Source organism: Ekhidna lutea (genome assembly GCF_900188325.1).
Classification (GTDB): Bacteria; Bacteroidota; Bacteroidia; order Cytophagales; family Cyclobacteriaceae; genus Ekhidna; species Ekhidna lutea.
Genome location: NZ_FZPD01000003.1, coordinates 397,819 through 420,204, shown reverse-complemented (window position 1 = coordinate 420,204; position 22,386 = coordinate 397,819). Strand labels below are relative to the sequence as shown.

Genomic DNA, 22,386 nt, shown 5'->3' with positions numbered 1-22,386 from the left:
ACCTCAGAGTCATCTGAGGTTTTTTTATTGGTATTCATCGATAATTTATTACCGATTTCATTCAGATCATTTAATAATTGGTGGATTTAATTATCTTAATTGCTCGCCGCTTAGCTTGATCGAATGAAGAAATCGGTCCAACATCAGTTCGAGTACAATGTGCTACTACTTGCCTGTTTTCTAGGACTGGTACGATCTGCATTGGCTGTTATTGAAGACCTGGAGGATATTAGCCTGCATCCTGATTTTATTACGGATATATTATTTACCATTCTTTTCATTATCACGCTTATCGGATTAAGACTAAATAAATCACTTACCTGGCTAATATTTGTATTTTACTTACCACTACTCAGCCTCTTCATTTATACTTTCTACAGTGCACGAGGTATCCAGGGCAGCATTGAGCACAACATTTTCGTTGGCTTGATTTTCATCAATTTCACCCTAAGGAAAAAACTACCAATTTATTTTTCACTCGCATATGTTTTTGCAGTTGTCCTTTCTCTGATATTGCTTGAAATTGAATACAATCTGTCCACTAATTATAGTAATGCTCATTCCGGTTATCTCAATTTTGTTTTTGCTATGGTCGGAATCATGGGACTTACTTATTATGCCAAATATGTTTTTGTTTCAAGAAGACAAAGACTCCATCAAAACAGCGAAGAACTAAAAGCAAAGCGAGATGAATTAAAGATTAAGCAAGATCAGTTAATCACTCAAAAAAGTGAGCTAGAGCAGTTAGCCATTCAATTAGACCAAAAAGCTACACAGCAAACCCAGGCCGTCAATGATCAAAAGAAAAGAAGAAAGGAATACATGGCGTTGACCACAACTGAACTCACTAAAAAATATCAAGTAGCAGTTCAGCTAATAGAAGAAATAGAATCCAGCAGTGAGAATGATAAATTGATGGATATGCTTCATCAATCAGGCATCCGGCTTAAAAATGAAATCAGGGAATTAAAACACAAGGTGAATGCAGACAATTAAGCAATATAAAGCCTGGATTCTGCGTGAGGAAATAGAGGATCGCCTATTCTATATTGCCTTAACATTTGCTCCGTTCTATTTCGGTTTAAATATTTTCAATGACCTGATACAAGATCTTCCACTTTTACATCTCGCGCTTGATATTTTATTCCTCGTTATCAGCATCGCATTTTATTTTCTGAGAAGGGTATTAAACAAGGGATCTGTTCTCATTTTTATATTTTGTATCCTCATCCTGTCAGGGTTTATATATTTCTGGTATTCCTCTTCAGGTATTCATGGAAGTGGTAGCTATATTTTTCCTGTTTTGGCAGCCTTGGTGCTCTTAATCAACAGAGGTTTTTATTTGCATTTTTTCAGTGCCGTATTACTTATTCTTACTTTTATTTTGGTTGCAATCCCAGCTACAGGCATCCAAAATACCTATTCCGAATTGGTTTTCGAACTTATTCTTAACCTAACAATACTAGCAATCCTTCTTGTCCTCTTTAAGTTGGCACTTGACAAAGAGCAGGCCGATTTAGAATCTCAAAATCTACAATTAGATGACCTAAACAAAGATCTTGCAAAAAAATCTGCTGAATTAACAGAGTATAACGCTGAAATTGAATTGATACACGAAAACCTCGAACAACTGGTAAATCAAAAGACAAAAGTTCTTAATGAAGAAAATAAACGAGATTCGGAGTATTCTTTCATCAATGCCCATCTGGTAAGAGCACCCATTGCGAATATTTTAGCAATCATTGAACAATCAGATTCTCAAAACCCAAAACTCATTGAGTTAAAATCAAATGTCCAGGAATTAGATACTATCGTAAGGAAAATAGGAAAAGTTCTGGCAGGCGACTTAGAGAGTTGAATTATCATCTCATGCGGATCTTGTTTTCTTGTTATCTTGGACTACATGAATAACAGAAAACAGTATTGGAAGAAAAACCTTAGATACCTTCTAATCCTCCTCAGTATCTGGTTTATCGCATCATTTGGTGCCGGAATCATTCTGGCAGAAGAGTTAAACTCCATAAGGGTTGGGGGTTTTAAGTTGGGGTTTTGGTTTGCTCAGCAAGGATCTATTTACGTTTTCATTATTCTCATATTTGCCTACGTCTACCTCATGAATCGCCTCGATAAAGAATTTGATGTGGATGAAAAATAATTTTGATCTCTCCTAACCTATGGATTTAGCTACCTGGACCTACCTCATTGTTGGTATCACTTTTGTCATTTATATCGTGGTAGCGTGGCTGTCGAAGGCAGGCTCTACCAATGAGTTTTATGTTGCCGGTGGCGGCATTCACCCTGCAGTCAACGGAATGGCTACCGCCGCAGACTGGATGTCTGCTGCGTCCTTCCTATCAATGGCGGGACTCATATCCTTTATGGGATATGGTGGTGCTCAATACTTAATGGGCTGGACCGGAGGGTATGTTTTGCTTGCACTTTTACTTGCACCCTATTTACGTAAGTTCGGCAAGTTCACGGTTCCTGATTTTATTGGGGAGCGATATTATTCATCCAATGCTCGCCTGATCGCTTTGATCTGTGCCATTTTTATTTCTTTCACTTACGTAGTTGGCCAAATGAAGGGTGTGGGAGTGGCGTTCGCTAGATTTCTAAATGTCCCATTTGAAACAGGGGTTCTCATTGGAATCGGGATCGTCTTCTTTTATGCGGTACTGGGTGGCATGAAAGGAATCACTTATACCCAGGTAGCTCAATTTTGCGTGCTGATTTTTGCATTTACTGTTCCGGCGGTTTTCATTTCCATCCAGATGACCAACAATCCAATTCCACAATTAGGATTTGGTGGCACCTTATCAGATGGTACGTATTTACTAGAAAAACTTGATCAACTTTCAGTGGATTTAGGTTTTGCGGAATACACAGCTGCCAATCCAGACAACACGGTGAATCTCTTTTTCATCACTGCTGCACTGATGCTGGGAACAGCCGGATTACCACATGTGATCGTTCGGTTTTTTACTGTTCCAAAAGTGAAGGATGCCAGGTTATCGGCTGGCTATGCGTTAGTTTTTATTGCCATTTTATACACAACAGCTCCTGCTATAGCCGCATTTGCACGGACAAACCTGATTCAAACAGTAAAAGACGCTCCATATGATGATGTCCCACAATGGTTTTCCAATTGGGAGAATACAGGGTTGATTTCCTATGAGGATAAAAATGGAGATGGGAAGATTCAATATCTAGCAGATGAAACAAAGAATGAATTAACAATCGACAGAGACATCATTGTATTGGCAAACCCAGAGATTGCAAACCTCCCTGACTGGGTTATTGCATTGGTTGTGGCCGGGGGCTTGGCGGCTGCCTTATCTACAGCCGCAGGGTTGCTGCTTGTCATTTCCACTTCCATATCTCATGACCTGCTCAAAAAGAATATCAAACCCGACATTTCCGAGAAAGGAGAATTGTTAGCAGCCAGGATTTCAATCGCAGTGGCAGTTACTGCTGCGGGTTTGGCTGGTCTCCATCCACCCGGCTTTGTTGCTCAGGTAGTGGCATTGGCTTTCGGCCTTGCTGCCTCATCATTCTTTCCGGCTATCATACTTGGAATATTTGACATGCGTATGAACAAACAAGGTGCAATCAGTGGCATGGTTATAGGCTTGCTATTTACTACCGTTTATATCATATACTTCAAACCACAATTGGGTGGTCCAGGCACACCAGATGGCTATTGGTTTGGAATAGCACCCGAAGGCATAGGAACCGTGGGAGCTCTGATCAATTTCATCGTTTCGGTTGTTGTCTCAAGAATTACTCCTAAGCCTCCGCAAGAGATCCGGGAGCTTACCGAGAGTATCAGATATCCAAGAACATAGGTCAATTAACAACGCACTCAAGATATTTTATTCTCTTATTATTGGGAGTGACGCCAACTTAGTTTTGAACTCTCCTTCACTCGCATTACCGAATGGTGTGAAATAAGGCTTTGTACGTTTTTTTCCCTGATAGCTATTAAAATGAGTGATCACTCATTTTGGATTTAACACACATATTTTACAATCTGTATTTATTAAAAAGACTTTGTTTGATATAACTCGGATTTGGTAAATCTCTCAACAGAATAGCTGTCACTAGTCCGTCAATGATTACGAGAATGGTTTCCGCTTCAACCGTAGGATTTGAATAGCCCAAATCCGCAAATGCAGGGATAAGCATTTCCTTAATCGGCTTGGACATACTGTCATCATAAACACTCGCCTGCCATTTAAGCGAATAAATTAATTTCCAATAAGCATACTGGTCTTCTGAAATATTAAATGGAAGTCCGATGATTCTTCTGAGTACCTCTTTAGGATCTTCCATTCCTTCAGCTACCTGAAAGAGCGCCTGTGCTTTTTTCTCTCCCAACTCAAGAATGGACCGCAACAAGCCTTCCTTACTAACAAAATGACGAAATATCAATCCCTCTGAAACACCTGCCTCCTTTGCTACCTTGCTGGTAGAAGTTGCCGCGTAACCATCTTTCGCGAAAAGGTCTAAAGCAACTTCAAGTATTTTTTCCTGCTTCTCTGTCATATAGTGAGTAATCACTTATAAATATACGTTTAAACTCTAACTCAATCATTTTCGACGAATAAAATTTTAATTGTTTGAGTCACAGCGGCTTTCTTCCAAATAAAAGCTAACTTCGCGCCTCATTTAATAATAATACGTTCTTGAATAATTTTGAAAATCTTGGGCTCTCGCCCAAAACATTAAAGGCCCTGGATCAATTGGGGTTTACCACTCCCACCCCTGTACAAACACAGGCTATTCCCCTACTTCTTGAAAATGATCCATGCGATTTTATCGGCCTGGCCCAAACCGGAACAGGTAAAACTGCCGCTTTTGGTTTACCTCTTGTTGAATTAATCGATTCCGATAACCCAACAACACAAGCACTGATCATGGCACCTACACGTGAGCTTGGTCAGCAAACAGCTAAACAGCTTGTTGACTTTTCAAAGGGATACAAAGACCTCAATGTAGAGGTTGTGTATGGAGGTGCCGCCATCACTAACCAAATTAAGGCGCTAAGAAGACCCACTCAGATTGTTGTAGCCACACCCGGAAGGTTACTTGATCTCATCAAACGAAAATCGATTAAGCTGAATAACATCAGCCATGTTGTATTGGATGAGGCTGATGAGATGCTCAACATGGGTTTCAAAGAGGCCATTGACGAAATTCTGTCTCACACTCCGGATACTAAATCCACCTGGCTTTTCTCAGCCACCATGCCGCCTGAAATCCGTAAGATTATCAATAAGTACATGGTAGAGCCTAAGGAGGTAACCATCAATCGTGAAGAGAAAAGCAATAAAGACATCACACACCAGTATGTCATTACTAAATCTGCGAACAAAGTTGCCGCGCTAAGAAGGTTTCTTGATATCCAGCCGGAAATGCGTGGAGTCATGTTTTGCCGTACCAGAAGAGAAACACAACAAATCGCTGATGAATTAAATGACCTAGGGTATAGTACTGAGCCTTTGCATGGTGAGCTTTCGCAGCAGCAAAGAGACGCAGCTATGAAGCGTTTTAAATCCCGATCCATGCAGTTGCTGATCGCAACCGATGTGGCTGCACGTGGAATTGATGTGAATGACTTGACACATGTGATTCATCACACGCTACCAGATCAACTTGAGAGCTACACGCATAGAAGTGGGCGTACAGGTCGAGCTGGCAAAAAGGGCGTTTCACTTGCTTTCATCAATCCGCGAGAAGGCAGGAAAATCCAGGCTCTTGAGCGCAAGATCAATGTTAAGTTTGAACAAATGGAAGTCCCGGATCTTAATTCAATTCAGGAGGGACGATTGAAAAACTGGTCTGACTCAATCATAAATGTTCAGGTAGATTCAAAAAGTGAGAAACTTTTTGAAGAGGTGAAGCATGCGTTTGAAGGGCTTTCGAAAGAGGACATCTTAAAACGAATCATTTCTTCTCAGCTCGAAAATCTGATTTCAAGCGATGGACAGTCTGATTTAAACGAATCTATTGGTGGCTCGCCAGACCGAAGAGATCGATCACAATTCAATCGGTATTTTATCAACCTCGGAAGTATCGATGGCATGTCTAAAGGTGAAATAGTTTCGTTTGTTTCTGAAATAGGACAAATAGAAACAAAGTTTTTCGGCTCTGTGGAGATCAAGCAAAACCACACCTATTTCGAGATGGATAAGCGCTACGATAAAGGTGTTTCTACACGCTTTAAGAACGTAACTCACAGTGGCCGTGAAATCAGAATGAATCGAGATAATGACAACTCTTCATCTGACAAAAAAGGTAAGAAAAAATATCGTTCGGATAGAAATTCTTCTCGAAAGGACTTTAGAAGAGGTAAGAGAAGGCGCAAATAGTTTATTAACTTTAAGTTTTTAGCATGTCAAAGCGATCTTGTGTCAGATGGGAAATGGTATGAGCACTCGATAGGACATCAAACCATTTAAAAATACTATATGGGAAGATCACAAAACAGTTTTATCAAAAATCAGAAAGTGAAAAAGCGCATGCAAAAGCGCAAAGAGAAAGAGGAGAAGAAAAAGGAGAGACAGGAAAACAACAACAAAGGCGGAGATTTAGATGACATGATCGCCTATGTTGACGAGTTTGGAAACATCGTTGACACCCCACCTGAAGAAGATAAGAAAGATCCTAAAAAGGATTCTAAGAAAGAAGACTAGGATCTAGTTGAATATCTTCAATCGATTCAGCCAATTCTGTTAATGAAGGTATTCAAACAAATCATGCTCACATTCATCATAATCATCCTCCTCATCGTAGGAGGTGTGATCATTTTTTTTCAGACAGCACCACAAATTGGAGGTAAGCCGAAAGGCGAGCGTTTAGATCGGATGCAATCCGCATCAAATTTTAAAGACGGTGTTTTTGTAAACACTCTTGAAACCAAGATGGATATGTCGTTTGCTGATGTTCGCAAAACATTGGCACACTATCTATTTGCGGATAAGACCAATAAGTCTCCCAGAAAGACAATTGAAACCAGACCTTTTAATTCAGTAGCATTTAACAATGCCGCTGACACTGGCATATTCATGACCTGGTTTGGTCATTCATCCATTTTACTTAAAGTGGATGGTGTCACCATTCTCTTCGATCCTGTTTTGAAAGGCGAGCGAGCGTCTATGTTCAGCTTTATGGGGCCAAAAAGGTTTTCTTACACTGAATACCCAGCTATTGAAGACCTCCCTGAAGTTGACGCTGTTATTATTTCTCATGATCACTACGATCACTTGGATTACCCAACTATTAAGCTTCTGAAGGATAAAGTAGATCGCTTTTACATGCCTTTGGGTGTGGGAGCACATTTTGAAAGCTGGGGAGTGCCAAAAGAAAATATAACTGAATTGGAATGGTGGCAGGAAGCCAAATTCGGAGAATTGACACTTGCACTCACTCCTACTCGTCATTTTTCAGGTCGTAGTTTTGGTGATCGCTTTCATACGCTTTGGGGTTCATGGGTGATCCTTGGAAAAAAAGAGCGGGTTTATTTCAGTGGCGATAGCGGATATTTTTCCGGATTTAAAGAAATAGGTGAAAGGTATGGGCCGTTTGATCTAACGTTTATGGAATGTGGAGCATACAACGAATCCTGGAGTGAAATACACATGTTTCCGGAACAAACTGCTCAAGCTCATCTGGACTTGAAAGGTGAACTATTAATGCCAATCCACTGGGGCAAATTTGATTTGGCTTTACATCCATGGAAAGAATCTGTACAGCGACTCCACAAGAAAGCAGCTGAAGAAAACATTAAGCTCTTCACACCTGAAATAGGGCAATTGATTTCTATTCAAAATGGAATAGAAACTGAAAGATGGTGGGAAGGCTATGAATAAAGGTTTCTTAGGTTAACTTTAAAATAAACCTACGCGCCCGACCATGAGCAATCGCCGAGATTTCATAAGGAAAAGTGCCTTTAGCGCCCTTTCTCTGCCTCTGTTTTCATTTTCTGATACTTCATTCACGCTAGAAAACCTCAAGTCTGCCACACTAGACAACCAGGATTATTGGAAGCTTCTCCGAAAACAGTTTGCACTCAAAGAAGGCCAAACCTATTTCAACAATGGAACCATCGGACCTACATCCAACTTTGCATTGCAAAAGATGATGGATCACATGACTCATAATGCAAGGCACGCAGCTGAGATCGATTACAAAGACGGATCCGGGCCTGAATTACTGAGCGGATATTTCCCCTACGAGAAACTCAGAAAAAAATTGGGGGAAATCATTAATGCAGATTTCAAAGAAATTTCTCTCACTCAGAATGCTACATTCGGGATGAACTATGTGGCGAACGGCCTTAACCTAAAAGAGGGAGACGAGCTGCTAAACACCAACCAAGAGCACGGGGGAGGGTTTGCTGCCTGGCAGCTACTTGCCAAGCGAAGAGGATGTATCTACAAGCAGGCAACTATGCCTGTGCCGGCGAATGATCCCCAGGATGTCATTGATGCAATCTTTTCTGAGGTAACTGACAAAACAAAAGTCATAGCCATTCCACATATCATTTCGGCGTATGGTGTAGTGATGCCAGTAAAAGAATTATGTGCGGAAGCTCGTAAACGAGGAATTTTTACGATTCTTGATGGTGCTCAATGTGTAGGTCAGGTAAAAGTTGACGTGAAAGAAATTGGTTGTGATGCGTATTATTCCAGCCTACATAAATGGCTCCTAGCGCCTCCGGGAAGCGGACTGCTTTATATCCGAGAAGAAGTTGTAAGTGGCATCTGGAGCACCATTGCAAGCTACAATTGGGAGAATGAAGAGGATCATGGATTTCGATTGATGCAAAATGGAACAGGGAACCCGGGACTTATCGTCGGGTATGATGCCGCAGTTGATTTTTTCAACACGGTTGGCGAAGATAGATGGATTGGCCGAATAAAAGAGTTAGGGGACTATCTGAGAGATGGACTTAAGGACATGGATCATGTTACCATTCATTCCTCGATTCATCCGGAAATGTGTGCTGGTATTACCACTTATTCAGTGAAAGGACTAACCGGCCCTCAACTTCAAAAAACGATGTGGGAAAAAGAAAAACTCCAGCCCAGGTCTGTCGGAAAAGAAATACTCAGGCATTCTGTCCATATTTATAATTCCAAAGAAGAAATTGATAAAGCTCTTAAAGTAGTCTCAGATTTAGCATGATTAAGATGAATAAAATAAGCCAATTGGCACTTTTACTATTTGCGCTTACAGCATGTACCACCGCAGTTGATGATTCCCAAGATACAGTTTCACAAAAAGAAGAGGCGTCCTATGATGATTTGGTCAGCCTTTTTGTCGAATGGCGGGATTTTGAAAATCCTCCTTTATATGATGGAGCACCTGATTATCGACAAGAAACCTTTGAGTCACGTCACTCAACATTTAAATCACTGCAAAAACGGCTACTCTCAATGGATACCGCCGGGTGGGCTACTCCCGAAAAAATAGACTGGACCATCGTGTGGGCCGAGATGAATGGGTATGATTTCAATTATCGAATCCTAAAACCCTGGGAAAGAGATCCGGCATTTTACAAGTCTCTTTGGATGTATCGCAGTGATGTACCTGCGCATGAAGGGCCAACGCACCATGGTACAACTGAGATTTGGCAGTATGATTTTCCACTAAGCGATGTAGACCAAGAGAAATTAATCAATAAATTGAAAATCATACCATCGCTGAATGAGCAGGCTAAAGTAAACCTAACCGGGAATGCAAGAGACCTATGGGTGGCCGGCATTCGGACCATCGAATTTCAAAGTGAAAACCTCAGGAGTATAAAAGAATGGCCAGAAATCAAGGGTGATGATGGCTTGACCTCTGCGATAGATGAAGCGATCGACTCAACAAATGATTTTGTAGAATGGCTCAAGAATGAGGCAACTAAAAAAGATGGCCCCTCCGGTATTGGGAAAGAAAACTATACCTGGTATTTACAAAATGTACATCTGGTTCCGTTGACTTGGGAAGATGAAGTGATGCTTTTAAAAAGGGAGCTGGCGCGATCTTGGTCAGCATTAAAACTGGAAGAGCATAGAAATCGCAATCTTCCGGAACTAGAACCTGTTGACTCACCGGAAGCGTACGATGAGCTAGCGGACAGATCAGCAAAGAGCTTGATCAATTTCCTGGATCAGGATTCGGTTGTTACAGTCAAAGATTATTTTGATCCCGCTTTAAGGGAACATCTCGGGTCTTTTGTACCAAAGGAAACGCGCAATTTCTTCTGGATTACAGCTCATCATGATCCCAGACCGCTATACTCACATTTCTATCACTGGTTTGAATTAGCCCGAATGGATACAGAACCCCACGAAAGTCCGATCAGAAAAGGGCCATTGCTATACAACATCTTTGATAGTAGAAATGAAGGAACAGCTACCGCAGTGGAAGAAATGTTTATGGATGCCGGATTGTATGATGATGATCCGCGGGTTCGGGAGATCGTCTATATCATGATTGCTCAGAGAGCCGCACGAGGGCTGGGCTCTCTATATGCACACGCCAATGAAATGACAATGGAAGAGGCCGGGTCGATTCATTCTGAAAACACCCCGAGAGGCTGGATGAAAACAGAAAAAGAACTGCTCATATTCGAGCAGCACCTTTACCTGAGACAGCCGGGGTACGGTACCAGCTACATCACAGGTAAGTATCTGTTAGAAGATGCTATGATGGCTTACGCTTTGAAAAAGGAACGACAGGGCGAATCTTTCAAGTTGAAAGACTTTTTTGATACGCTCAATCGTATTGGAAATATTCCAATAGCGCTAACCAAAGAACAAATGATAAATGAGTAAAGAGGCTTAAGCCTCTTCTTTTTCCTTTACTTCACTTTGAGCTTCAACCGCTTCATCAGCAGTTTCTTCTGTCTCAAGTTCGTGTCGCGTAACAACGAATTTGAATTGTTTGTCCATTTTAAACTCAAAAGTAGCTTCTTCAAGCAGATTGAGTGCAGTATTGGATTTAAGTAGAATTTCTAATAAGTCCTGAGCTACAACAGACATTTTAATGTTGTTGACTGCTCGTCTTTTGTGAGCTTCAAGGGTAAACGAATGCCCACTTTTTTCTTTTGGATTTAAATCACGGAATTCATGTGGAATAAACTGGTATTCCTGTGGCTCTTCAGCTGCATCCTTCATTAATTTAAGGATTACAGGCTTGTATTTATTCCAAAGAAGAACGTAGAGACTGTGATTTACTGGATAAGAAGGCATCTTTTTAATGTTTTAATTTTCAAAAATCGACCTCCGAAAAGAGATCGTACGAAGATGAAGAAACTCGTGAATGAGTGATAAATATCCGTACGATCAGCTCTCACCGCTTGCACCTCCGTCACCACAAAGGTAGGCAGAATATATTGTCTGAGCCTTATTGTCCAAATTTTCCCTTGAGCATCGCCAATTTTGCTTGGAGGTCGCCTTCCGGATTTCGCTCTTCTTTTGCCTTTTTTGGTGTTGGTTTATTACTTCGGGTGCGTTTCTCCGATCGCTTTACCTGAGGTGCATCCCCTTTCATTGAAAGTGAGATTCGTTTTCTTGACACATCCACTTCTAATACCGTAACATGCACTTTTTGACCCAGTTTTACCACCTGAGTCGGGTCTGAAACAAACGAGTTGGAAAGATGACTGATATGTACCAATCCATCCTGGTGAACACCTACATCAACAAAGGCACCAAACTTGGTAATATTCGTCACTACACCCGGAAGCTTCATTCCTTCTTTTAGGTCTTTCATCTCATTTACGCCTTCCTGAAACTGCACAGCTTCAAATTGATCTCTTGGATCACGACCCGGTTTGTCCAACTCCTGCATGATGTCTTTAAGTGTAGGCAAACCCACATCATCACTCACATATTTCTTCAGATCTACCCTCTTGCGAATTTCCGCACTGGTCATCAGGTCTTTGACAGTTGCCTGGGCATCTTTTGCCATTTGCTCTACTGTGCTGTAGCGTTCAGGGTGAACAGCGCTCTTATCCAATGGATTCTCAGCGCCTTCTATCCTAAGAAATCCTGCGGCCTGCTCAAATGCTTTACCTCCCAGTCGGGGTACCTTTTTCAACGCTTCCCGAGATTTAAACGGGCCATTTTCATTTCGGTATTTTACGATGTTTTCAGCAATACTGGCTCCAAGGCCAGATACATACGTGAGCAATTGCTTGCTTGAAGTATTCAACTCCACACCCACATTGTTTACACACGCCATCACTACATCATCCAGCGATTTTTTCAAAGCTGTTTGATCCACATCATGCTGATATTGTCCCACACCAATGGATTTAGCGTCAATTTTTACCAGCTCCGCCAATGGGTCCATCATACGCCTTCCAATAGAAACAGAGCCTCTCACCGTCACGTCCTCATTTGGAAATTCATCTCGTGCAGCTTCAGATGCTGAGTAGATAGATGCCCCACTTTCATTCACCATTGCTACGATTACACTAGATGGCAGTCCCAATTTCTTGACAAAAGATTCAGTTTCTCGGCTGGCAGTTCCATTACCAATAGCTATGGCTTCAATTTTGTGTTTCTCAACGAGGTGCTTCACTGTTTCTCCGGCACGGGTGGTGTCACGTTGTGGTTCATTCGGATAGATTGCTGTGAATTCCAACAATTTACCCTGCTTATCCAGACATACCACTTTACATCCGGTTCGGAATCCAGGGTCAATTGCCATTACAGCTTTCTGCCCCAACGGTGCTGCCATTAGCAACTGCTTCAGGTTTTCTGCAAAGACGGTGATTGCTTCCTCATCTGCCTTTTTCTTGCTCTCCATTCGAACCTCGGTTTCGATACTCACGCTCATCAAACGCTTGTAAGAATCCTTAACAGCAACAGCTACCTGTTCACTCGCTTCGGAAGTTCCTTTTACAAATTGTCTTTCAATGATCTCCAGTGCCTCCTCTTCTTCAGGAGCGATATTCATGGAAAGGAAGCCTTCCTTCTCTCCTCTTCTTATGGCTAGCAAACGGTGAGACGGGATCTTGGCTATCGGCTCGTCCCACTCAAAATAATCTTTGTACTTCTGCGCATCTGCGTTCTTCTCTTTGCTCTTCAATACTTTGGAAGCAATGATTCCTTTTTTCATGAAAAGTTCACGGATCTTCTGTCGAGTCTCTGCATGTTCATTTATGGTTTCTGCGATAATATCGCGTGCGCCCTGCAATGCCTCCTCTTCAGATTCTACTCCTTTTTCAGAATCAACAAACTTTCCAGCCTCTAATTGCACGTCGAAATTTCCTTGGTCCATAACCTTCAGTGCCAAAGGTTCAAGACCTTTCTCTTTCGCCATACTTGCCCGGGTTTTTCGTTTTGGCTTGTATGGAAGGTAAAGATCCTCAAGTGCAGTCATGGTCTGCGCTTCGTTGATTTTCTTTTCGAGCTCAGGAGTGAGTTTTTCTTGCTCCCTGATTGACTTAAGAATAGCCTCCCGTCTCGCATCGAGATCCCGAAGCTGTTGAATACGATCACGAACACCTGCCACTTGCAGGTCATCTAAACTACCTGTCACTTCTTTCCGATATCGTGAAATAAACGGCACAGTTGCTCCTTCATCCAAAAGCCCAATGGTTGCTATAACCTGTTTTGGGTTTATGCTTAGCTCGCTCGCAATTCGTTCTTCGTGTTTCATTCTACGTCTGCTCTTTTAAAAATAGTCGTCAAAAATAGAAGAGTTAATGGACGGAAAAAGACAATGTGGAAAACTCTTTTAAAAATTAATGCAACTATTTGGTTGCTTTTAATAAATACACATATATTTGCAACTATATAGTTGCATATTTAAATTTGAAAATCATGAAAGACGTATTAAGAAAAGAGAAAACATTTACTCACTCCATCGACAAAGTTTGGAATGCCATTTCAGTGGGTGAAGAGATTTCAAAATGGTTTATTCAGGCAGATTTTAAACCTGAGATTGGCTATGAGTATACATTTACTGCTGCGGAAGAGCATGGTGGCACGCAGATCAAAGGAAAAGTTTTAGAAGCTTCACCTTATACACTAAAGTACACCTGGCGTGTAGGTGACACAGAAGTAGACACTACAGTTCTTTGGACGTTGGAAGAAGCAGATGGCGGTACTAAATTGACCCTTGAGCACTCAGATATTTCTAACTATCCTGCCGAAGCAGCTACTGAGATGCTTGGCCACTTTGATAAAGGCTGGGATGCATGTATTACCGGACTCATTCAATATTTAAAAGATGAAATCAGCGAACCAGCGCATTAATCAAGTATTTAAAGCTATTGCTGACCCTACAAGGCGTGAGATCTTTCATGCCCTAGTGGTGGCCAGTGTTGCTATGCCCATCACACAGATATCGGAGCAATTTGATATCAGCAGACAAGGGGTAACCAAACACATAAAAACCCTGGAGGAAGCAGGGCTGATCAACATCGACACCAAAGGCCGTGAGCGTTTTTGTACTGCAGATCCTAAACCACTAAAGATGGTATTCGATTGGGTTGGCTTCTATGATAAGTTTTGGGACGATGCGCTTAATCGCCTGGATGATCATTTGGGATGATTAAAAACCTACTCCAATTCTAAATCCACTACCAAAGAAGTCATTGTTTCGGAAAGCCCAATAGTAATCCACTCGCATGAACTTGAAAATGTGCTCGATCCCGGCTCCCAACTCAACGTAATTACCGATAGTCTCATTCGTGAGATAATTAGCTGATGCTACGGCTTGCAGGTTGAGCTTTTTCACCAAAGGGATTTTATTGAAAATAAACTCATTGAAATGGTGCTCGTAATGAGCCTCGAAAAAAGGTTTGGTCGTGCTGAATTGATAAAAGGGTAAGAGCTCAAACTTTAATGGCTCATCCACCTGACTAAGTGAGGTCTGGTTTCCGGAAAAATGCCTGAAATCAACAAACGTGAGTGATTTGTCATTTAAAAAGGCACCTCCTGCAATCGCATAATTGCTTGTACCTGTTAAACCTAAGCTCATCTCATCTGTTATCCTTATCTCTACAAAATCGAAGTTCACGTCACTACCAAGCGTGTTTATTCCTTTTTTGTAAGTAAAGAATACCTCCGGGTATTTTGAACTATAGATAAACTTTCGATCTGGCCTGGTAGCATAGGTTTGCTTAAACCTAAATCTAACGGTCGCCTCAAAAATTAACGCCTGGTGATTGGAAAACCCGGTTTGTGGCAGTTCCATATTTGGAGGTTGATTGCTTGTAAAGTCTCTTTTCTCATCCGAAACCCAGGTATAATCTGAAGTATTTGTGAGCGTATCTCGAGAAGCGTACTCCAGTTTGGTATTGAGCAAAACACCATTCTTCACTTCCTGTTGAAATCTCACATACCCAAATGACTTCTGAAAAATTTTCATGAAATTTTCGCCATTTACCAGCGTCACATAGCTGTTAATGAATGGGGTGATGGATTCAGACTCATCAAACTGAGAAATGTATCTACCACCGCCTGCATAGTAGCGGGTAAACTTGTTGTCCAGATTTCGGTAGCCCCCCTCAACTTTTGCATTGAATGTTTCATTGGAAAACCCATACCTAATAGCCGGACGAATCCAATACTTCGTTCTTCCATCAATCTGCTTCCAAATGGTTGGTTGAATTTCTGGCACAAACCCTTCCACCGTATTGAATTGAAAAATGCTTATGACTGCCGGCAGTGACCAGTACTTTTCATCAACGCTATTAAAATGGGTAAAGCCTGATAAGAAAATCTTCCCAATGGTAAGCTTGTTTCGTTCTGCATCTACAGAATCTTTATACGGTACACTTTCTTTTACCAAGCGAATGCTGTCCTTAACCTCATAGTCTTCCACCTCGATGGCGGTAAGAGGTACGGGTCTGATATTTTTCCAGTAAGTTGAATCTCGCTCATTCGATCCTTCTTCTACAACCAGCACTTCCGAACTAAAATCTTTCTCTTCAAAGAGATCCTTATCCTCCTTCGTTCCAAATTTTTCCTCATAGCGATTGGCTTTTTTGTACATTTCGTAGTTGGGCTCTACTTCATAATTGGAATATACTCCGATGTAGTAACCACTCCCTTTGAATCCGAATGCACCAAATCTAAACGAGTACTTCTGAGAAAGTGGCATCCAGATATCGTGCTCCGTAGGGGCAAAAACCTGGTTGACTTTCAAGGAATCTATAAACTCTAATCCCCTGGCCTTGGTCACAAACAGATCAATGGAGTGAAACCTCCATTCATCCTCCACGATATAAACCACCCCTTCAAAAACCGGATCAGTTGAGCGTTTCGGGATTACACGTATTTTATTGATCAGCTTCCCATTCTCCTCAAAAAAGCCCAGTAACTCATAGTCGTAAAAAAGAAACGCTTGTGGGGCAATGGGTGAAACAAATTCACGCTCCATATCCAAATCAATGAATTTGCTATAAGCGTTGATGTTAAAGTCAGAGGCCTTATTAAAACTAAAACCCTGCTCATCTCCGCTTACTTTGGAGCTGATCATTCGTTCAGAAACTTTATCCGGAAGCTCAAAAGAAAACTCTGATACGGATTCTGATAAATAAAGAATTCCGGTATCAACTGTGACTTGTTGGCCAAGAATTTTATCCGGTCTATCATCCAAGCGAAACAATCCCTTCAAGTACGCATCTGTTTTAAATGCGCTCACTTCGCTTTCATAAAATTTTCGCATCTTGATGGCTTCCCTGATTACACGGTTAGCTGGATCATCGTCTCCGGCTGTCACAACAACCTCCTGCAATTGGAGTGCCTGTTCTTTTAAGATGAAATCATAGCGAATAGATTGTCCACTGTTCAAATTGATTTGCTTCTCTAACACCTTATACCCAACATGCTGAGCGACTATCGTATGAGACCCTGCAGGTGTTTTCAGAAAAAATTCGCCTTCACTATTAGAAGTAGTGCCGTTAGTAGTTCCCTTAACATAAACGGTAGAAAAAGGAAGCACTTCACCTGACTCACTTTTGGTAAATCCTTTAATGCCTGTCTGGCTAAATACGACTGAACCTAAAAGAGATAGAAGGCAAAAAAAGGTGATTTTCATAGGTGCGTAAATGATTTTAAGCATAATGCGAGAAGCACTGATTAGGTTGCATCTCACATATTTTTATTTAAAGTTTTTCAATGTGAGTTATCTTGGCAAAAGTTATACCAGAGGCAGATAGAAAGCATGCAAAAAGTAGCAATAATAACAGGTGGTTCGTCGGGAATTGGTAAGTCATTAACACTAAAATACGCCAATGAGGGATATGCTGTTGTTTTTACAGGACGGAATAGCGAACGTATGTCCCAAGTGGCAAATGAATTGGGCGAGCGGCCCCATTTAGCATTGGAGTTGGATGCTGCCGACAAGTCTGACAATCAAAAAATGGTAGAGGAGACCATCAAACATTTTGGAAGGATAGATGTGTTGATTTGCAATGCCGGCATATCCATGCGTGCTTTATTTGAGGAAGTAGAGCTTGAGGTATTCAAACAGCTAATGGATATAAATTTCTACGGTGCTATTTATGCCACCAAGTTTGCTCTCCCTCATTTACTGGAATCACAAGGGACGATTATAGCCATATCTTCTATCAATGGATGGCGGTCAACACCTGCAAGAACCGCTTACTCATCTTCAAAATTTGCAATGCAAGGATTTTTCGAAGCACTACGTACAGAGGTCATGACACGGGGTGTGAATGTTTTGGTGGTATGTCCCGGATTTACCAGTTCTAACATTAGAAATGCTGCCTTGACAGCAGATGGCAAAGCTCAAGGTGAGTCTCCAAGAAACGAAAAAAAGATGATGACATCTGATGAAGTAGCGGAGCGAACATTTAGGGCGGCAAAAAAGAAAAAGAGAGATTTGATTTTAACTTTCGAAGGGAAAATGGCTGTCTTCTTAAATAAAGTCATCCCTTCGCGTCTGGATCGTATGATCTACAATATGATGAAGAAGGAGCCTGACAATCCGCTTAAATAATTTTAAGCCTTCCATTTCTCACGAAAACCTCATTGCCATCCCATACGACCTTCGTCCATACTTCACCTTTTTCCAAAATTTTCACCTTATGTCCTTTCGCTAATATCTCAATAGGCTCTGCCCCTGCAGAAGGGCCTGATCGGAGCAAGGTATAGTCCTCAGTAATAATCCCCTTCTCAGCCGAGGCTAGATTCACAACAGCAAAAAGGCCGGCAATTAATATTACTTGAATAATTCCAGCAGCCACCGGCCGCTCCCCTGCTCTGGTCTTTTTAATGATATATACAAGCAACACAATTACCAGCGCTAAAAGAACAAGGGTAAAATGGGCGCGGTATTTTGACAATAACGCCAGGAAATAATTGATGTCATTATACTGATATCCCCTAAGTTCATTTTCTTCTGCGATTGTTTCGATTTTACCAACAACCGCTCTATCTGCCGATTCTTTATAATACAAATCCAAATAGTATAGCGCATCGGAATGATTCCCCAAACCATCTTGAATAAATGCCATCTTCAATAGCATTGCCTGAGAAGCATGTCCTTCTGAGTGGAGCTGTTCATATCTTTGAAACGCTTGGGTATATTTCTGCTGACTAAATAAAGAATCTGCCTCGTGCAAAATCTCATTTTGTGCCGATATCGAACTTATTAAGCCGAAGAATAAAATTCCTATAAATAATCTCACCTTTATTCTGTCAATCATGTGGTATTATTGATTAAGATTTCTATTTTTGCATCCGCAATTTAAGGCAAGGGTCTTGAATTGCACTTCTTTTTATACGAAAGGAGATTAATAATGACTGGCTAGCTCAGCTGGTAGAGCAACGCCCTTTTAAGGCGTGGGTCCTGGGTTCGAGCCCCAGGCCAGTCACTTTAGAAAATCCTGATCAGAAATGATCAGGATTTTTTGTTTATAATTCTTCTGATTATATGAATAAGTAAAAAACAAAAAGAAAAGGCTCAACAATGTTGAGCCATTTTCTTTTAACCCTTAGCTGATTTGGGAATCTTTATTTCTACCTGCGTACCTTTATTGGGTTCACTCTTTACAGATACATTGCAGTTGTTTTTCTCTAGCAATCCTAAACTAAGGCTCAAACCTAGCCCCGCGCCCATTTCCTGATCAGTCCCCACCTTAGATTTCTGAATTTCTTTTTTAATAATCGAATTAACGGTCTCATTTGTCATACCAACACCGGAATCGACAATTCTAACAATTGTTTCCTGATCGTTCTGGTTACTGGTTACTTCCACTTTACCTCCTCCATTTGTGTATTTAATAGCATTGTGGATCAGATTCCTTATCGCGACTTTGAAATGATTTTCATCAATCCATGCCTCCATTTCACTCGGCGTATCAATTTTAAAACTAATTTGCTTTCGTTCAATCAGGGTGTGGAAAAGATCCGCATTTTCATGCACAATTGAGCTTATGTTTACTTTGGCCGGGTAGGCACTGATGCCCCCCAATTGCATACGTGCCCATTCCAGCAACTCATCTACTGTGCTTGTCAGACTTGAAAGTCGTTGTTTTAGACTTTCCTGATACTCCATAAACTGCTCTTTCGAGATTACATCGTCATGGTTTAGATTAAGAATACTATGAAAGAGATTTAACGGGCTTTTTATGTCATGTGCGATAATGGAGAACAGTTTATCCTTTGTTTCATTGGCCACTTTCAATGCCTTGTGAGCTTTTACCAGTTCAGTCACATCATCTACACAAATTGCTACGGATTCTACTTCTCCATCAGCGTTTAGAATAGGTTCGTACTTGCCATTTGCTGAAATAACTGACCCGTCCGGAAGGTTAGTTTCTTCCAAAAACGTTATCTGCTTACCATTTTTTAGTACGTCCTGAAACATGGGCTCATGTTTGTTAAAAATATTCTCAGGTAGAACTTCAGACCTACTTCTGCCAATCAAATCTCTCCGCTTATACCCAAATCGATCAGCATAATTTTGATTGACCAGGATAAAGTGTCCACTTCTATCAACCAATGCCATAAGTATCGGAGCATTATCCAATAGTGAACGTAGTGTTTGTTCATGCTGATCTGACCGATCAAATGCCTTTATTAAAATGGTGCGGAAAACATACAAGAAAAGGTATAAAATAGCTGATACGACCAGGTTGTTAATCAACGTCATTCCAAATACAACTCCCGGCTCTATTCCCTGTAGATTTAGAATATTGATTTTTAAGGCTACATAAACTGCAAAAATCAACCAATAAATCGTGTGTTTTCGAAACCCATCCACAAGGAACATGGTGATGGCCATCGCGACAAATAACATGTTCTCTGTGTCTACAAAAAGGCCTTGCTCAGCATAAACAATTGTAGTAACTGATATGATTAGGACTCCTGTAAGAATAAAGTATCCTTTGGATATCTTGATTTTACCCTTTCGATTAAGAAAAAAAGAAACAGCCAACAATGCCGCAGCAACTATACATAAAACCGGCTGTGTGATAAGGCCAAAAATAGCAGTAACAAGCCCTAATAATAGACTTACTGCCACACAAAAGAATATAAGGTAATTGAATAGGGTTATTCTTCTCTTATCCAGAGGACTTGCGGCATAGTGCATGCCTGTTCTTAAAATGTTTTTAAGAGAAAAGGAGCTCATGGTGAATTAGGTGAACAATATTATCCAGTAAGTAAATATTACTTTCAACCAAAAAGTAACCTTAGAAACAAATAAAACAAGGATAATTTAAGTAATTCCGTTAATTGTCATGTGATTTGAGCGGGATTTTGATGTTTATTTCTGTACCAGAATTGGGCTCACTCTGAATACTCACCTCACAATTATTTTTTTCAAGCAACCCTAAACTAAGACTCAATCCCAGCCCTGTACCCATTTCACCATCTGTTCCGCCTTTTGAATCCTGAAGCTCTTTATTCATTATGGAGTTAATTTTCTCTGGATCCATACCTATGCCCGTATCTTTAATTGTCATTGAAATTGCGTCTTCACATTTTTCTGCTGAGGTAGAAATCTCTCCACCATTTGGCGTGAATTTAAGTGCGTTATGTATTAAATTTCTAATAGAAATCTTAAAATGATTTTCATCAATCCATGCCTCCATCTCTTCAGGTACATCTACTTTTAAGTTTATTTTTTTTCTACTAATAAGCTCGCCGTACAGGTCTGTATTGGTTTTAATGACATTGCAAACATTAACAGCAGATGGATTAGCATTGATACCATCCAGCTGTGTACGAGCCCAATCCAGCAAGGTGTTGACAGTATCCCTAAGTGAGCTTACCTTATCACCAACTTTTTTCTGGTGAATAAGGAAATCCTCCCTTGAAATCGTACCATCTGAAGAAACATTCAGGAGTCCTTCAAATAAATCAAGAGGTCCTCTGATGTCATGAGCAATGATGGAGAAGAGTCTATCCTTAGTTGCATTCGCGTTTTTAAGCTTGTTCCTGGCGGTTTCCAGTTTTGTTACATCATTCACAAAAACCGTGGTTCCCACGATCTCGCCATTATCGGATCTCACCGGAACATACTTACCTCCTGCAAAAAAAGAACTTCCATCTGGAAGCACTGTATGTTCTAAGAATTCAGGACTCTCACCATTAATAGCTGATTTAATCATTGGGAGATGTGTTTTGAGGATATTTTCAGGCAAAACATCTTCAACCCGTGATCCTATTATTTCTTCCCTTTTCATGTAGAAGGTTTTTTCATAGTTGAAATTCACCATACGATACCGGAGTTCGTTATCCACAAGAGCGATGTAAAGAGGCACATTGTCAATCATGGAATACAACAACTCATCTTTATCCTTGAGCCGAACAAACGCTTTCATTAAGCTCACGCGGAAAGCATCGGCAAATAAGAAGAGGAGTAAACAAAGAATACTGATGTTTTGAATGGTAAGATAGAAATCAAGATCGTATGGAGCCTCCAGATAATATTGTTTAACAAATTTTAAGAAGATCAGAACCAGGTAGATAAGTATATATCCTAAATGTCGGAGGTGACCATCGTACAGTAAGTAACATACGGCCATAAAGCCTATCAGTATATTTTCAGTCTCATTAAAGCGACCTTGACTGAATGCTACAAAAGACGCAAATACCAGAATATTGACAGATAACAGGAGGAAGAATGTCCTGGCCGCAAGGTAATTTTTAGTATGATTTAAATAGAGAACAATAGTGAAAAGTACACAACCCAGGCTGGTGACTAAAAATTGGGGATATAACCCTTCAAAAATCACAAGTATGGTAACCGCAAAAGAAACCAAAATGCTTGCTAACGTTACATTATTAACAAATAGCACACGACGGTATTCCAGTGGGTCAAGAAGATCGGTAAGGCCTAAATGATTAATTTTTCTAACTAAAGCTCTCCTCATCTGCCGGGGTTTTGGATTCCCGC

19 protein-coding genes and 1 tRNA gene are annotated in these 22,386 nt (G+C 40.8%); 13 read left to right on the top strand and 7 right to left on the bottom strand.

The genetic code is table 11. The annotated features are described in order from the left end of the window. The first annotated feature begins 123 nt into the window (after window positions 1-123). The 4 genes from CHB71_RS09570 to CHB71_RS09555 are packed head-to-tail and all read left to right on the top strand — an operon-like array spanning window position 124 to window position 3,845. Window positions 124-996 carry a hypothetical protein gene (locus CHB71_RS09570; RefSeq protein WP_089356685.1) on the top strand — a complete coding sequence of 291 codons (873 nt, stop codon included), beginning with the start codon at window positions 124-126 and terminating at the stop codon, window positions 994-996. Then, window positions 983-1,858, top strand: a complete 876-nt coding sequence (locus CHB71_RS09565; protein ID WP_089356684.1) for a coiled-coil domain-containing protein — start codon at window positions 983-985, stop codon at window positions 1,856-1,858. The genes CHB71_RS09570 and CHB71_RS09565 overlap by 14 nt, the downstream gene beginning before the upstream one ends. Window positions 1,859-1,903: 45 nt before the next feature. Beyond that, the gene (locus tag CHB71_RS09560; RefSeq protein WP_089356683.1) at window positions 1,904-2,155 is read left to right on the top strand and encodes a DUF4212 domain-containing protein; all 252 of its coding nucleotides are present in this window, start codon (window positions 1,904-1,906) and stop codon (window positions 2,153-2,155) included. Between the two features lie 19 nt (window positions 2,156-2,174). Continuing rightward, a complete protein-coding gene (locus CHB71_RS09555; protein ID WP_089356682.1) occupies window positions 2,175-3,845 on the top strand; it encodes a sodium:solute symporter family protein in 1,671 nt (556 codons plus the stop codon). Between the two features lie 178 nt (window positions 3,846-4,023). Here the strand turns inward: CHB71_RS09555 and CHB71_RS09550 are convergent, their stop codons facing one another. Then, window positions 4,024-4,545, bottom strand: a complete 522-nt coding sequence (locus tag CHB71_RS09550; RefSeq protein WP_089356681.1) for a TetR/AcrR family transcriptional regulator — start codon at window positions 4,543-4,545, stop codon at window positions 4,024-4,026. A 140-nt stretch (window positions 4,546-4,685) separates the two neighbouring features. Here CHB71_RS09550 and CHB71_RS19295 point away from each other — a divergent pair, with 140 nt between their 5' ends. The 5 genes from CHB71_RS19295 (at window position 4,686) to CHB71_RS09525 (ending at window position 10,829) form a co-directional block, all read left to right on the top strand. Further along, window positions 4,686-6,371, top strand: coding sequence for a DEAD/DEAH box helicase (locus CHB71_RS19295; protein WP_089356680.1), 1,686 nt, complete (start codon window positions 4,686-4,688; stop codon window positions 6,369-6,371). Between the two features lie 99 nt (window positions 6,372-6,470). After that, on the top strand, window positions 6,471-6,695 hold the full coding sequence (locus tag CHB71_RS09540; RefSeq protein ID WP_089356679.1) for a cold-shock protein: 225 nt from the start codon (window positions 6,471-6,473) through the stop codon (window positions 6,693-6,695). 42 nt (window positions 6,696-6,737) lie between these two features. Then, complete coding sequence (locus CHB71_RS09535; protein WP_089356678.1) at window positions 6,738-7,871, top strand: MBL fold metallo-hydrolase; 1,134 nt, start codon at window positions 6,738-6,740, stop codon at window positions 7,869-7,871. Between the two features lie 43 nt (window positions 7,872-7,914). Continuing rightward, the gene (locus tag CHB71_RS09530; RefSeq protein WP_089356677.1) at window positions 7,915-9,189 is read left to right on the top strand and encodes an aminotransferase class V-fold PLP-dependent enzyme; all 1,275 of its coding nucleotides are present in this window, start codon (window positions 7,915-7,917) and stop codon (window positions 9,187-9,189) included. 5 nt (window positions 9,190-9,194) lie between these two features. Further along, window positions 9,195-10,829: a DUF885 family protein gene (locus CHB71_RS09525; protein WP_245811247.1), complete on the top strand. Its 1,635-nt coding sequence runs from the start codon at window positions 9,195-9,197 to the stop codon at window positions 10,827-10,829. A 6-nt stretch (window positions 10,830-10,835) separates the two neighbouring features. Here CHB71_RS09525 and CHB71_RS09520 read toward each other — a convergent pair whose 3' ends face one another. Next, the gene (locus CHB71_RS09520; RefSeq protein WP_089356675.1) at window positions 10,836-11,246 is read right to left on the bottom strand and encodes a hypothetical protein; all 411 of its coding nucleotides are present in this window, start codon (window positions 11,244-11,246) and stop codon (window positions 10,836-10,838) included. A 154-nt stretch (window positions 11,247-11,400) separates the two neighbouring features. Beyond that, entirely contained in the window at window positions 11,401-13,665 is a 2,265-nt protein-coding gene (locus tag CHB71_RS09515) for a Tex family protein (protein ID WP_089356674.1), read from the bottom strand. Between the two features lie 164 nt (window positions 13,666-13,829). Between CHB71_RS09515 and CHB71_RS09510 the strand changes: the two genes are divergently transcribed. After that, window positions 13,830-14,264, top strand: a complete 435-nt coding sequence (locus tag CHB71_RS09510) for an SRPBCC family protein (protein ID WP_089356673.1) — start codon at window positions 13,830-13,832, stop codon at window positions 14,262-14,264. Continuing rightward, complete coding sequence (locus CHB71_RS09505) at window positions 14,239-14,562, top strand: ArsR/SmtB family transcription factor (protein ID WP_089356672.1); 324 nt, start codon at window positions 14,239-14,241, stop codon at window positions 14,560-14,562. Before CHB71_RS09510 ends, CHB71_RS09505 begins: the two co-directional genes overlap by 26 nt. On the opposite strand, the gene CHB71_RS09500 is transcribed toward CHB71_RS09505, so the two are convergent. Next, window positions 14,563-17,055, bottom strand: a complete 2,493-nt coding sequence (locus tag CHB71_RS09500; protein WP_179213366.1) for a DUF5686 and carboxypeptidase regulatory-like domain-containing protein — start codon at window positions 17,053-17,055, stop codon at window positions 14,563-14,565. A 126-nt stretch (window positions 17,056-17,181) separates the two neighbouring features. Between CHB71_RS09500 and CHB71_RS09495 the strand changes: the two genes are divergently transcribed. Continuing rightward, window positions 17,182-17,979, top strand: a complete 798-nt coding sequence (locus CHB71_RS09495) for an SDR family oxidoreductase (RefSeq protein ID WP_317043978.1) — start codon at window positions 17,182-17,184, stop codon at window positions 17,977-17,979. Here the strand turns inward: CHB71_RS09495 and CHB71_RS09490 are convergent. Next, on the bottom strand, window positions 17,972-18,688 hold the full coding sequence (locus tag CHB71_RS09490) for an SH3 domain-containing protein (protein ID WP_089356669.1): 717 nt from the start codon (window positions 18,686-18,688) through the stop codon (window positions 17,972-17,974). The genes CHB71_RS09495 and CHB71_RS09490 overlap by 8 nt on opposite strands. Window positions 18,689-18,783: 95 nt before the next feature. On the opposite strand from CHB71_RS09490, the gene CHB71_RS09485 reads away from it, so the two are divergent. Then, a tRNA-Lys gene (locus CHB71_RS09485) sits at window positions 18,784-18,856 on the top strand. Between the two features lie 113 nt (window positions 18,857-18,969). Here the strand turns inward: CHB71_RS09485 and CHB71_RS09480 are convergent. Both CHB71_RS09480 and CHB71_RS09475 read right to left on the bottom strand, forming a co-directional pair. Further along, the gene (locus CHB71_RS09480) at window positions 18,970-20,616 is read right to left on the bottom strand and encodes a sensor histidine kinase (RefSeq protein ID WP_089356668.1); all 1,647 of its coding nucleotides are present in this window, start codon (window positions 20,614-20,616) and stop codon (window positions 18,970-18,972) included. 100 nt (window positions 20,617-20,716) lie between these two features. Continuing rightward, window positions 20,717-22,363, bottom strand: a complete 1,647-nt coding sequence (locus CHB71_RS09475; RefSeq protein ID WP_089356667.1) for a PAS domain-containing sensor histidine kinase — start codon at window positions 22,361-22,363, stop codon at window positions 20,717-20,719. Window positions 22,364-22,386: the final 23 nt, after the last annotated feature.